The sequence below is a fragment of the Patescibacteria group bacterium genome (assembly GCA_028707065.1).
GTDB lineage: Bacteria > Patescibacteriota > Patescibacteriia > Patescibacteriales > WJLG01 > JAQTUZ01.
In genome coordinates, this window is sequence record JAQTUZ010000012.1 from 1 (window position 1) to 13996 (window position 13996).

The following is a 13996-nucleotide window of genomic DNA, read 5'->3' on the forward strand; positions in this document are numbered from 1 at the left end:
GAATATTTCATTTTATAAGAATGAATATAAATATTAGCATTTTATTGGTTAATTGTCAATAGTGTTAAATTATAAATTTTAAGATAAGATGAAGATATGGAAATGAAAAAAACTCAATTAAACAAAGAGCAAGCCGGGGCTGTCGCGTTTGGCGAGGGGCCGCTTTTGATCGTAGCCGGAGCGGGCACGGGCAAGACCAGCGTGATTTCCGAACGCATCGTCGGTTTGATCAATTCGGGCAAGGCGAAATCTGAAGAAATTTTGGCACTGACTTTTACGGAGAAAGCGGCGGGCGAAATGGAAGAGCGCGTTGACCGGCTTTTGCCTTATGGCGCATTTTTCGATTTATCAATTTCTACTTTTCATTCTTTCTGCCAGGAAATTTTGACCGAAGCCGGATTGGATATCGGTTTGCCGACCGATTATAAATTATTGGACGAATATCAGCAGTATGCCTTGTTTAAAAAGCATTTGGACCGTTTTGGTTTGGATTATTATCGGCCGATGGGCAACCCGACTAAATTCATCCGCGATTTGCTGAAACATTTTTCCCGCTGCAAAGATGAGGATATCACGCCGCTGGAATATTTGCAGTATGCCGAGGAGTTAAGACAGAATTTGGACGGGATGCTATCTGGAAAAGTTGGAAAAAAGAAGGGGCATAGACCCTCCCCGTCCGGCGAGGCGCCGTCCACCCCTCCCGAGGAGGGGACGTTTTTAAATGCCAAGGGTGAATTTGACCAGGAGGTCGCCGAATTCGAAGTTAAAAAGATCGAGGAAGTGGCCAATGCCTACCATGTCTATCAAAATCTGCTTTTGGAAAATAATGCGTTGGATTTCGGCGATTTGATCAATTATTGCCTGAAGCTTTTCCGCGAGCGGCCGAATGTCTTGGCGCGCTATCAAACCAGATTTAAATATATTTTGGTCGATGAATTTCAGGATACCAACTGGGCGCAATATGAATTAGTGAAATTATTGGCGGCGCCGCAAAATAATATCACGGTCGTCGGCGACGATGATCAGGCGATTTACCGTTTCCGCGGCGCGGCCATGGCCAATATCTTGGAATTCAAAAAAGATTATCCGGCCGCCGAGCAGGTTTTTTTGATTGAGAATTACCGCAACCGGCAGAATATTTTGGATCTCGCCTATGAATTCATCAAATTGAATAATCCAAACCGTTTGGAAGAGCAATTAACACACCCCGCCCTCGCTAAAGGCTCGGGCACCCCTCTCGAGAGGGGACTTGTCAATGTAAAATTATCTAAAAAGTTAAAGGCAAATTTCAAAGATGTGGGCGAGATCGAAGTTATCCGCGGCGCTGACACGGCTGATGAAATGGTGCGGGTGGTTAGCAAAATCGCCGAACTCAAGGCGGCCGACAAAGAAGCGAACTGGGGGGATTTCGCGATCATGGCTCGCTCGAATGATGCGGGCAAGGAAATTTGCGTCTATCTTGACGAGGCGGGGTTTCCTTATAAATTATTTTCTTCACGCGGGCTTTACGGCACAGTACCGATCATCAATTCGATCAGTTATCTGACGGCCGTCGCGGATCAATATGATGGTGTGGCCTTATATAAGGTTTTGACTTTGCCGGTTTTTAATTTTACGGCTGAAGAATTAGCGGCGATGAATTATATCGTTTATCGCAAAGCCATGTCGCTTTATAAGGTTTTGAACGAGGCATCGGCTCTGGGCTTGGGCGCGGCGGCCTTGGAAAAGATCAATAAATTTTTGGCGATCTTCCGCAAGCATTCAGCGGACGCGCGTTATAAGCCGGTTTCGGAAATTTTTTCCGATTTTCTTGAGGATACGGGCTATTTGAAATTTTTATATTCTCAACCGGAACGCGAAACGATTTTAGCGACCAACCAGCTTAATCAATTTATGAAGCGGATCAAGGAATTTGAAACCGGCTCGGCTGATAAATCGGTGCGTGAATTTTTGAATGAATTGCAAGTGGAAATCGAAGCCGGCGAGCAGGGGACATTACCAATCAGCGACGAGGAAGATCCGGCGATGATCAAAATTATGACTGTCCACGCCGCCAAAGGTTTGGAATTCAAATATGTTTTCGTGATAAATCTGATTGATAAACGCTTCCCGTCGATCGAGCGTTCCGAATCGATTAAGATTCCCGATGCTTTGCTCGATGAGATAATTCCCGAAGGCGATCATCATCTGGAAGAAGAGCGACGCTTATTTTATGTGGCGATCACCCGCGCCAAAAAAGGAATTTATTTTTCCTGGTCGTCGGACGCGGGCGGCAAGCGCGAACGCCGCGCCTCCCGATTCTTAGTTGAAACAAAACTTGTGGAAGATTTGGACATCAGCAATGCGGACGAAAAATCCGAAGTCTCCCCCCTCCTTCCGAAGGAGGACCCCCCCTCCTTTTCAAGGAGGGGTTTGGGGGTGGTTCTGGGGGGTGGTTCGGTAAGCGGTTTGCTGAAAAATTTGCGGCAAACCACCCCTAGCCCCTCCTTGGAAAGGAGGGGAATACCGCCAGCGCCGGAAAGGTTTTCCTATTCGCAATTCGAAGCTTACGAGCGCTGCCCGTATCAATATCGTTTCGATAACATTCTGCGCGTGCCCAAGCGCGGCAATTTTCAGATGTCTTTTGGCAAGACCATGCACTCGACCTTGCAGAAAATTTTGCAAACCGTTCAACAAGCCGGCGAAAAAAAGCAAGACTCATTGTTTGGTGTACCGGTTGAAAAGTCCCCTCTCGAGAGGCCTGCCTTCGCCAGAGGCTTCGGCAAGGCGAAGGGTGGCGCGCCGCGCGAGACGGCTTTGTCCGACGAAGCTCCGCCGCGGAGCGAAGTCGGAGGTGTGTTAAAGCCGGAGGACAAGAAAGAGCAGATTAGTTTAGAGGAGTGTCTAAAAATTTACGAAGAATCCTGGATTGACGAATGGTATGAGACCGAAGCCAACAAGAAAAAATATCATGAAAAAGGCAAAGAGATGACCAAGGCTTTTTTTGAAGAGCATAAAAATAATTGGCCCAAGGTTTTATTCCTGGAAAAAGCTTTTGCCTTGCGGATGAAAGTCGATGGCGAGGGGATCACGATTGCCGGCAAGATTGACCGCATCGACGAAATGCCCGACGGCAAACTGAAAATTGTCGATTATAAGACCGGCAAGCCGAAAGAAAAATTAGAATTCAACGAAAAAGCGCAATTATTGATCTATCAGCAAGCGGTGAAAGAATTATTCCGCCAGGAAGTTGGCGCGCTTTGCTTTCGCTACTTGAATGATAATAGCGAGATAGAATTTTTGGGCAAAGAAAAAGATTTTGCCAAGCTTGATGAAAAAATTTCCGAAACCATCCGCGCGATAAGAAAAGGCGAATTCCCGCCGACCCCCGGTCAGCAATGCAAATTCTGCGACTACAACGGTATCTGCGAATTTAGAAAATTATAAAAAATTCCCCTCTTGGGAGGGGTGGCTCGCGCCGCGCGAGACGGGGTGGGTTTATTCTTGATATTATTAATTTTATAAATATGGAAATCAAACAATTATTAAAACAATCAAAAGAAATTTGGGCCGAGGAAAAATTATCCCTGGCGCAAATCATCGTGCGGATGGGCAAAGTTTTTGGCGACCTCTGCCGCTGGGAACGGAACGCGGAAAAAGACAAAGCTATCCATACTGACGAAGAATTAAAAAAAGAATTAGGTAATGTGATTTTTTCAGGCATCCGTTTTTGCGATGATCTTGGCTATGACCCGGAAGAGTGCATCAAATCGGCGATTGATTGCCAGAAGAAATTTGAGAAATAAAAAAGTTTATTTTTGCCACTTTTTTAAAAAAGTGGCGCAAAAACTGCTCGCAGGAAAAATTTTGGGCCGCTCCGCTATGAAGCCTAGCAAAATTGCTATACTCGCCCAGCCCCAGTTTTTGTGAAAAAACAAAAGTAATTCTTTTTAAAGAATAATTGCTATATTCTGCTTTGTTCTATTTTTTAATAAAACTGGGGCTGGACTTCGGACAACGCAATTTTGCACGGCTTCTACGCTGCGCGTCATTTCCAAAATTTTTCAATGCTCGCTATAAGGAATTAGTAATTTAAAGATTCCTCATGTATAGATGGGATGAATTAAAAATAAGATTGGCTAAATCTAAATTTCGTTCGAGTTTCAAACTTAAGCTGAAAGATTTGGAGTATATTAACAAGAAGGGGTTGGCAGAAATTAGAATGCATGCGGAAGAATTCATTAAGGAAAGATTGGCGCCAGCTGCTCCGAAAAATGACGGAAAACAGACGCCGTTTAGGGGGCACCCGGTTTTCAAGGGTCTGTCGCCTCTGCTCATTTAGGCATAAATTTCCAAATTTTGAGGAAATTTTTTTAAAAATTTTTGAAGCGATACAATTGTATCGTTGAAAATATTTTTAAAAAAATTTACCGAAATTTGGAGATTTAGGACAAATACGGCAGAGGCGATAGACCCTAGGCCCAACATGCCACCGCCACCTGCTGCCGCGGCTGTTTGGAAAAACGGCACAAGATTCCCAAAAACAAAGCCTTGAATGATGAGGAAATTAGGTATATTATTGATATAATAATGAAGTGGATAGAAAACGAAATTGGAAATTAGAAATTGGAAATTTGTAAACACTTTTTTGTCATCCTGAACGGAGCTCCGCCAGCTGGCGGAGCGGAGTGAAGGATCTATTGTCTCAGAAGCCCGTGTTGCTACGATAAAAATTTTTGTCGACGATGTTCGCGCTTCATACAAAATAGATCCTTCGCGCGGCGCTCAGGATGACAAAACGATATATGAATGAAGAAAAAATTGAAAGAATAATCAGTCCGAAAGAAGAAGGCGAGGATAGCTCGCTGGATTTGACTTTGCGGCCGCAAAAATTCGCCGATTATATCGGGCAGAATAAAGTCAAGGATAGCTTGGCAATTACGATCCAGGCGGCGAAGGGGAGAAAAGAATCGATCGAACATGTTTTGTTATACGGCGCGCCGGGTTTAGGCAAAACTACTTTGGCGCATTTGATTGCCAAAGAAATGGGCGCTAACATCCGCGTGACGACCGGTCCGGCGATTGAAAAATCCGGCGATTTGGCAGCGATCCTATCTAATTTGGAAGAAGGCGATGTTCTGTTCATCGACGAAATCCATCGTTTGAACAAGACCGTGGAAGAAATATTGTATCCGGCCATGGAAGATTATGCTTTGGATATTATTTTGGGTAAAGGTCCGGCGGCGCGCACCGTGCGGATCGATTTGCCGCGCTTCACTTTGATCGGTGCGACAACTAAAGTCAGCATGCTTTCCGCGCCGTTGCGTGATCGTTTCGGTCATCATCATCATTTGGATTTTTACGAAAATGAAGATATTGAAAAAATTGTTGAACGCAGCGCCAAGATTTTAGGCGTGGAAATCGATCCCGCCGCTTTGAAAGCGATTGCCACGCGCGCCCGCCGAACACCTCGCGTGGCCAATCGATTATTAAAGCGCGTCCGCGATTATTCGGCCGTCAAAGGCGATGGCTGCTTGTCGGATAATACCTGCCGCGACGCTTTCGGGATGCTGGAAATTGACGAACTCGGCTTGGATTGGGTAGACAGGAAAATTTTAGAAACCATCATCGATAAATTTGCCGGCGGTCCGGTCGGCCTCAACACCATTGCCGCCGCCACCGGCGAAGAAATGGAAACTATCGAAGATGTCTACGAACCGTACCTCATCCGCCTCGGCTTTCTTGACCGTTCACCTCGCGGCCGGATTGCCACTCCACACGCCTATAAACATTTAGGCAGAGAAGAGAGAAGAGATAAAAAATTATTTTAAAAATATGATATATTTATTTATCATTATAGTTGTTGTTGCAATTTATGCATTGATTGTTTATTTACGCAAAATAGCAATAAAGAAGATTTTCATTGACGTTGAAAAAGTAAAAAGGTCGTTAGAAAATTTAATTGAAAGTTCGAAAGACGACACCTATATAAAAATATTAAACAATTCAAACCCTGAAGAATTATGGGTAAGGGTTTATTCTAAATATAATAACGATAGAAAAACTCTCGGTATATTGAGTGGTAAAATAATATCTTTGACTGCGGCAATACAAAGAGTTATACAGCTAGATAGTGATGCCCAAATTATTATTTCGGCTGGAGCGACGGCGGGAGAAAATCCAGCAGATTTAATTCAAGATTTAGATAAAATGCGTGCAGGAAAAATAAACATTATTACTGTGATCGATCAGCTAACAAAGGACATAAAAGAAAAGATATAAAATATATGAGTAATTTTGGAAAACCTTTAAAAGAGATGACAGAGGAAGAGTTGAGAAATTGTGTTGATAAACAATCATGGGAGATGGCCAATTTACCTCTTACAGAATTGGCAATTCGTTCACTGAATAGTTTACAAAAAACCATTCAGATATTTAACGAAAAATCTTCAGAACAAACTTCAAAATTGTTGATTTTGACATGCTGGATTGTCGGACTCACGATAGTGTTAGTCGTTGGATTGGTTATTCAAATTTTTCCTATTTTGGTTGCAATGTGGCCAAGATGAAATGAGTAATTTATAAAATTTTATTGCGCGCATTGGAAAATTTTGGACAAGACGCGCAGCGTAGAAACCGTGTAAAATTGCGTTGTTCGAAGCCTCGCTTCTTTATTATAATTTTAATAAACAAAAGCGGGACAAGTATAGCAATTTTGCTAGGTTTCATAGCGGAGCGTCCCAAAATTTGTCCAGCGCGCGTTTTCCTGCCTGCCGGCAGGCAGGTTGCGCCACTTTTTTTAAAAAAAGTGGCAAAGATGTTTGAAATAATGTCAGTAATAAACCCACCCCGTCCGCGAGGCGCGGCCACCCCTCCCGAGGAGGGGACTTTTTTAAAAAAACGTTACGCGTTGTGAGTTATGCGTTATGCGAAGTTGAGTGATTACGATTATTTTTTGCCGGACGAGTTGATCGCCACGCATCCGGCCGAGCCGCGAGACAGTTCGCGGCTTTTAGTGCTGGACAAAAAGACGGGGAAGATCGAGCATAAGCATTTTTACGATATTATTGATTATTTGCGCGCTGGCGATATTTTGGTTTTAAATAATTCCAAAGTTATTCCGGCGCGGCTTTGGGCGCGGAAGAAATTGACTGGTGGAAAAGTTGAAGTTTTATTGCACAAAAAATTAAGCGCAAATGTTTGGCAGTGCCTTTTAGGCGGACGAGTGCAAGAAGGTTTGGAAATTTTATTCCCCTCTCGAGAGGGGTGGACGGCCGCCTCGGCCGGACGGGGTGTGTTAAAAATGGTTGCCGAAGGCGATCGGCAAACCACCCCCTCCCACCACCCCCAAACCCCTCCTCGGGCAGGAGGGGGGGTCCTTGAAAAGGAGGGGGGATTGCTGCGGGCGTCAATCATGAAAAATAATCACGACGGTACTTGGGATTTGAAATTTAATAAATCCGGCGCGGCGCTGATGAAGACGATTGAAAAAATCGGGGAAGTGCCGCTGCCACCGTACATTGAAAATCAAAGAAAAAATAAAAGAGAAAAAAGAATAAACAAGGAAGACAAAAAAGAATACCAAACCGTTTATGCTGATGCAAAAAAGGCGGGGAGCGTGGCCGCGCCGACGGCGGGACTGCACTTTACGCCGGCGCTTTTGAAAAAGATTAATAAAAAAGGCGTGAAGATTTTGGAAATCACTCTTTATGTCGGCATGGGAACTTTCGCGCCGGTGAAAACGGAGGACATAACAAAGCACGTGATGCATTCAGAATTTGTCGAGATAAGCGGCAAGGTTATCGAAGAAATCAAAAAGAACAAAGAACAAAGATCAAAGAACAAATCGGGTAGAATAATTGCGGTGGGGACGACGAGCGCGAGAAGCTTGGAAGCGTGCTTTTCAGTTTTAACACACCCCGCCTCGTCCACGCCCAAGGCGGACACGCCGGGCTCGGCACCCCTCTCCCACGCACGCTTCCGCTTTGCGGGGCAGGCAAGAGGGGAATTTAAATCGTGGGTGGATATTTTTGTTTACCCGGGATATAAATTCAAGGTAGTTGACGCGCTCATCACTAATTTTCATCTGCCCAAATCGACTTTATTGATGCTGGTTTCGGCTTTGGCCGGCAAGAAAAATATTGATCACGCTTATCGCGAGGCGATCAAGAAAAAATACCGCTTTTACAGTTACGGTGACGCGATGTTTATAAAATGATGATAAATGATAGATGATAAATTTATCATTAATCATTTATCATCTATCATTAAAGCATTACCTCTTGCGTTTTTTGGGGATATGTATTAATATAACCTTAGTTATTTAAATTTATATCACCTATAACAAAACCCTTGATTTAAGGTGGTCAGGGGACTCTACTACGAATGAATCCAAATATCGGTAATCCGAACTACTAATGCTACGAATATCGGTAATCCGAATAAGGTTTTATTCATTGGGGTTAAGGTCCTTTTTTTGTTGCGAATGTATCCGAAAATAGATAATCCGAATAAATATTCGTAGATTTGGATGCATTCGTAGATTAGGATTATATTTTTATGGAAGAAAAGAAAAATTTAACTCCGGAGCAGGAGGCGTTTGCCAAGCTTTTGGAGAAAGACAAATTGGTCGTACCGGGCGTGGGCGAAGCTGTCCGCGGCACGGTTCTGGCCGCTTCAAAGGCGGAAGTCCGCTTGGACATCGGCGGTATTTTAGTCGGCGTGGTCCGCGGGCCGGAACTTTACGGCGAAGCTGATGAATATGCCAACTTGAAACCGGGCGACGAAGTCGACGCCACGGTGGTTGATCTGGAAAACGAACACGGCGAATTGGAATTGTCTTTCCGCATTGCCGGTCAGGAAAAAGCCTGGGACACTTTGCGTGATGCTTATAAGGATAAGACCACCGTTAAAGTCAAAGTCATCGACGGCAACAAGGGCGGCCTTTTGGTCCGCTTCCGCCAGATTTCCGGTTTCTTGCCGGTTTCCCAACTGGCGCCGGAAAATTATCCCCGCGTTTCGGGCGGCGACAAATCCAAGATTTTGGAAAAATTGAAATCGTTCGTCGGCATGGACATGGAAACCAAAGTCATGACTTTGGACGAAAATGAAAATAAAATTATTTTCAGCGAAAAAGAAGCTTGGAGCGAAAATCAGAAAGATGTCATCAGCAAATACCAGGTCGGCGCGATCGTGGAAGGCGAAGTTACCGCGGTTACCGATTTCGGCGTCTTTGTTTCCTTTGGCGAGAACATGGAAGGTTTGATCCATATTTCCGAATTGGCCTGGAAGCGGATCGACAACCCGAGCGATCTGTATAAGGTCGGCGATGCGATCAAGGCCGAGATCATCAACATCAATGGTTCGAAGATCTTCTTGTCGGCCAAGAAATTAATGACCGATCCGTGGGCCGGTGTTGCCGAAAAATATAAAGTCGGCCAGATCGTGAAGAGCAAAATTCTCAAAGTCAATCCGTTTGGTTTGTTTGTCGAACTCGACGAGCTGATCCATGGTTTGGCGCATATCTCGCAATTAGGTTTGGCTGCCGGACAAAAAATCGAAGAACTCTACAAGGCTGGCACGGTGATGGATTTCGAGATCACTTCCATCGAACCGAAAGAGCATCGCCTGGGCTTGCAGGTTATGAAGCCCTCCTCCGCTAAAGCTACGGCGGACAAGGAAGGTGGCAAAAAAAAGACAGAGAAAACAGAGAAGAAAGAAGAGATAAAAGAGGAGAAGGCTGAAAAAGTGGAGGAAAAATCCGAAGAGAAGGCCGAGAAGAAAGAAAAGAAGGCGAAGAAGGCCAAGAAGCCCGCCGATGCTGAAGCTGTGGCGGACAAGGAAGAAAAAGAATAATCTCTTCTAATATAAATTAAAGAAAGCCCGGCTTAATGCCGGGTTTTCTTTATTGTTGACATCGGCCAAACGAAAGGATAAGGTAAAGTTGTTTTAGGATTGAACATTATCAACCATTTTATGGAAAGAAGGGTGTTTATGAAAAAAGGATATAATGAGGCCACGATAAAACCACTAAATTTTGAAAAGTCGCGAATGGATTCTTTCCGCTCTTATCTTAACGATGAAGAAAAAGAAAGGGTTGCCAGGAATATTATTTTGATGCAAAATTGCATCAGTAAAAGCGAGTGGCAACCTTTTACCGAACAGACCTATCATCGCTGCGCCACCTGCGAAAGAATTCACGGTATATTTAAGGATACCGACGAAGATGTTTTGCGGAGATTCGTTACCAGCGGCCACCTGACTTTTTCAGGCCATATTTATTATCGCGTCACCGATCTTTTTATCTCCGATTTGTCTGCCTGGGTCCATATTTAACTATCCCGATGTTTTTGGGACAGCTCTTCGTGTTAACGTTTAACAAAAAGGGGTTTATTATGAAGAGTATTGTCGGCCTGGTATTATTTTTTGTTTTTCTCCTGGCATCGCTTTTGGTGCCTCCTTGGCCATTGCCGGTATCAGTTGTCGAGAGGACCGTAGAAAAATCAAGCCTGCCCAAATGCGCTCGGGAAGCGGGAGTGTTGCAAAAAGTTAAAGTCGATTATGAAATCGAATACGGGACGATCTATACTGGCGATCAGACGCCGATAGTCCACAGGGGTTCTGTCATAATCTCCACGAAGAAAGATGTGGGCATCGGGTCTAATGGACTGCCAATCTTGGGATTTTTCCCCCTTCATTCAGACATCACCTTCAAGCTTTACAATGGCGAAGAGGCGACATTGCACATACCGGTTTTATCCTTGAAGCAGGTTAATGGCTTGCTGGAATTTAAGGATTTAAATCATATGTTCATGACCGTGGAAGTGTCGAAAAAAGAAAGCGGTACCTTTTTTGTCCACGCTTTTTCGGCAGCCGATCAAGGGACTATCTAATCTTTTTTACAGGTATTATCACCCGACCAAAATTGAAAAATTGGCCGGGTGTTTTTTATTTTTTGTCATCCTGCCTGCCCGCTTTGGGAGGGAGCGCCGCGCGAAGGATCTGATTCTTCCAATGTTCAGGATCTTGAAAATAGTAAGGAACAGATCCTTCATCTTCAGCCGCGGCGGCTTTCGACTCAGGATGACAAAGGTTTTTATCGTTGCGGTGTTATGCGTTACGTGTTATGTGCTACGTGATATATCTTTGACAAAAACCCTATTTTTGTTATGATATGAGCGCAAGATAATTAATTGAATGTTTCAATTTCGGATCTAAAATGTTCGTAGTATTCGGATATTTCGTAGGTTCGGATTATATGTTTATGAAGAATCTCATCAAGAATTTTATAATCTTCTTCGCCGTTTTTTTAGTTTTGGCCGGAATTTTCAGTTTTTTCGGCAACGGTAATTTTGCCGGCAAACCAAAGAGCACGGATATGAACGTCGGCGCTTTGGTGCAGGAAATAAATAATGGCAATGTAACTTCGATCGTCGTCGAGGGCACGAAGTTGACCGTAACCTTGAATGACAAATCAGTGAAGATCGTGCAGAAAGAGCAGGGTGATTCTTTGTCGCAGCTCTTGAAAAATTATAATGTGCCCTCGGATAAAATTGATAAGATCGATGTGCAAGTCAAAAATGGTTCAGGCGGGGATTATTGGCTAGGCGTTATTCTGCCGATCGTGCTGCCGGTTTTGATCATCGGATTTTTGATCTATTTTATGATGCGGTCGGTCGCGGGCGCTAATTCCAAAGCGATGATGTTCGGGCAATCCGGCGCCAAGGAATTCCGCGAGGACTCTAAGAATAAAACGACTTTCAAAGACGTGGCCGGTTCGGAAGAAGCCAAAGAAGAATTGAAAGAAGTGATTGAATTTTTAAGGTTTCCTAAAAAATTCCGCGAGATCGGCGCGCGCATTCCGCGCGGCTTCTTGCTTTTGGGCGCGCCGGGCACGGGCAAGACTTTGATGGCCCGCGCTGTGGCTGGCGAGGCCAATGTGCCATTCTTCCATATTTCCGGTTCAGAATTCGTGGAAATGTTCGTCGGCGTCGGCGCTTCCCGCGTTCGTGATTTGTTCAACCGCGCCAAAAAAACCGCGCCTTGCATAATCTTTATTGATGAAATCGATGCGGTCGGCAGACGGCGCGGCGCCGGATTGGGAGGTTCACATGACGAGCGCGAGCAGACTTTGAATCAGATCTTAGTAGAGATGGACGGTTTTGACGGCGAGACTGAAATCATCGTTATCGCCGCGACTAACCGTCCTGATGTTTTGGATCCGGCCCTGTTGCGTCCCGGACGTTTTGACCGCCAAGTGGTTTTAGAAATTCCCGATCTAAAAGAAAGAGAAGCGATCTTGAAAGTCCATTGCGATAAGAAACCGTTAGCCGCTGACGTGGATTTGAAAAAGATCGCCGAGCGCACTTCTGGTTTTTCCGGCGCTGATTTGGCAAATTTATTGAACGAAGCGGCGATTGCCACGGCCAAAGCAGATCAGAAAGAAATAAAAATGCAAACTATTTTTGATTCGATCGAAAAGGTAATGATCGGACCGGAACGGAAAAGCCGCGTCATCACTGATCGCGAGAAAAAAATCACCGCCTATCATGAAGCCGGCCATGCTTTGGTCGCGCATAATTTGAAAAATGTCGATCCGGTGCAGAAAATTTCGATTATCTCCCGCGGCCGCGCCGCCGGCTATACTTTGAAAACTCCGCTGGAAGACCGCCGCCTGCATTCCAAAGGAGAATTCGTCGAAGAATTGGCCGTGTTGGTTGCCGGACGGATGGCGGAAAAATTAATTTTTAATGATGTCACCACCGGTGCGTCATCGGATCTGCGCATCGCCACTGATCTGGCCAAAGCAATCGTCACCGAATACGGGATGAGCGATAAATTGCCGATGCGCACTTTCGGCAATTCTGATGAATTGGTATTCTTGGGCCGCGAAATGCACGAAGCCCGCGATTACAGCGAGAAAACTTCCGAAGCGATCGACACCGAAGTCGGAAAATTATTCGATGAAGCGGTGAAAACCGCCGTCGAGATTCTCAATACTAAAAAAGCCGACCTGGAAAAGATCGTCGCCGCGCTCATGATCAAGGAGACGATGGAAAAAGATGAATTCGAAGCGATCGTGGGAAAAAAGATCTCGTAACACATAGCTCATAACTCGTAACGGGGTGTGGTTTTTCGCCATGCAGCAGTCTCCGCCTCGGGACTGCTGCCGTCGAAGCGATTTGCGTTTATTTCAATAAATATGGCAAAACAAAATGAATTATTCGGGCAGGTTGCTAAAGAATATCAGAAACATCGAAGCTCTTACGACTTGAGAACTTACAAATTTTTGGCCTCGTTGCTGGGCGGAAGAAGCAGACAATATAAAATTTTAGATATCGGCTGCGGAACAGGGAAATCAACCGAGCCGTTGACTGAAATTTTTAAAAACGCCGAAATCATCGGCTGCGATCCGGACAAAGCAATGCTTGCCGAGGCGCGCCGGAGGGCGGAAAAATTAAAACTGCCGATAGAATATATTGAAGCTCGGGCGGAAAAATTACCATTTGCCGATAATTATTTCGACGCGGTAATTGCCGGAACGGCTCTGCATTGGTTCGGCACGAAGAAAGCGGTAAAGGAAATAAATAGAGTGTTAAAAAGGGGCGGATTGTTTTACGTATTTTGGAGATTTTTTAAAGAAAACGGATCGATCAATTGGTTGAAAATCCGGCGCAAATATATTATTAAAAGTATGGCCCGGAAATTCAAAGATAACCTGCCGCGCTTAAAAAAGCTTTTTAAGGAGTCGGGTTTCATCGGAAATAAATTTTTTTCAATTCCTTTCAAAGAAAATAAAACTATAGCCGATGAAATCGGGGCGATTAAAACCAATGCGGCTTATATGATGTTGCCGGAAAAAAGAAAGAAAGCGTATATTAAGGAAATAACTCGGGAATATAAAAAAATTCAGGGAAAGAATAAATTCATCATTGATCAAAGAGAAATTTTTATTTTTTATGGATTTAAAAAATAGTCAAATTTTTTTGTCATCCTGAGCGCCGCGCGAAGGATCTAT

11 protein-coding genes and 2 pseudogenes are annotated in these 13996 nt (G+C 44.4%); all 13 read left to right on the plus strand.

Translation table 11 applies throughout. From position 1 onward, the window contains the following. Positions 1-96: 96 nt before the first annotated feature. The 13 genes and pseudogenes from PHE24_04480 to PHE24_04540 all read left to right on the plus strand — a co-directional run bounded on the left by PHE24_04480 (position 97) and on the right by PHE24_04540 (position 13954). Positions 97-3426 carry an ATP-dependent DNA helicase gene (locus tag PHE24_04480; protein ID MDD4902368.1) on the plus strand — a complete coding sequence of 1110 codons (3330 nt, stop codon included), beginning with the start codon at positions 97-99 and terminating at the stop codon, positions 3424-3426. An 80-nt stretch (positions 3427-3506) separates the two neighbouring features. Beyond that, positions 3507-3785 carry a hypothetical protein gene (locus PHE24_04485; GenBank protein ID MDD4902369.1) on the plus strand — a complete coding sequence of 93 codons (279 nt, stop codon included), beginning with the start codon at positions 3507-3509 and terminating at the stop codon, positions 3783-3785. Positions 3786-4084: 299 nt separating this feature from the next. Next, positions 4085-4294, plus strand: a pseudogene (locus PHE24_04490) (DUF4186 family protein). A 164-nt stretch (positions 4295-4458) separates the two neighbouring features. Next, a pseudogene (locus tag PHE24_04495) lies at positions 4459-4602 on the plus strand (DUF4186 family protein). Positions 4603-4784: 182 nt separating this feature from the next. Beyond that, on the plus strand, positions 4785-5810 hold the full coding sequence (ruvB, locus tag PHE24_04500) for a Holliday junction branch migration DNA helicase RuvB (protein MDD4902370.1): 1026 nt from the start codon (positions 4785-4787) through the stop codon (positions 5808-5810). Between the two features lie 4 nt (positions 5811-5814). Then, positions 5815-6261, plus strand: a complete 447-nt coding sequence (locus PHE24_04505; protein ID MDD4902371.1) for a hypothetical protein — start codon at positions 5815-5817, stop codon at positions 6259-6261. A gap of 5 nt (positions 6262-6266) precedes the next feature. Next, a complete protein-coding gene (locus PHE24_04510) occupies positions 6267-6548 on the plus strand; it encodes a hypothetical protein (GenBank protein ID MDD4902372.1) in 282 nt (93 codons plus the stop codon). Between the two features lie 350 nt (positions 6549-6898). Continuing rightward, on the plus strand, positions 6899-8197 hold the full coding sequence (locus tag PHE24_04515; GenBank protein MDD4902373.1) for an S-adenosylmethionine:tRNA ribosyltransferase-isomerase: 1299 nt from the start codon (positions 6899-6901) through the stop codon (positions 8195-8197). Positions 8198-8538: 341 nt separating this feature from the next. Continuing rightward, on the plus strand, positions 8539-9834 hold the full coding sequence (locus PHE24_04520; protein ID MDD4902374.1) for a S1 RNA-binding domain-containing protein: 1296 nt from the start codon (positions 8539-8541) through the stop codon (positions 9832-9834). 120 nt (positions 9835-9954) lie between these two features. Continuing rightward, positions 9955-10314, plus strand: coding sequence for a hypothetical protein (locus PHE24_04525; GenBank protein MDD4902375.1), 360 nt, complete (start codon positions 9955-9957; stop codon positions 10312-10314). 59 nt (positions 10315-10373) lie between these two features. Further along, positions 10374-10871: a hypothetical protein gene (locus tag PHE24_04530; protein MDD4902376.1), complete on the plus strand. Its 498-nt coding sequence runs from the start codon at positions 10374-10376 to the stop codon at positions 10869-10871. A 371-nt stretch (positions 10872-11242) separates the two neighbouring features. After that, on the plus strand, positions 11243-13078 hold the full coding sequence (gene ftsH / locus PHE24_04535; protein ID MDD4902377.1) for an ATP-dependent zinc metalloprotease FtsH: 1836 nt from the start codon (positions 11243-11245) through the stop codon (positions 13076-13078). Positions 13079-13180: 102 nt separating this feature from the next. Beyond that, positions 13181-13954: a class I SAM-dependent methyltransferase gene (locus PHE24_04540; protein ID MDD4902378.1), complete on the plus strand. Its 774-nt coding sequence runs from the start codon at positions 13181-13183 to the stop codon at positions 13952-13954. The last annotated feature ends 42 nt before the right edge of the window (positions 13955-13996 follow it).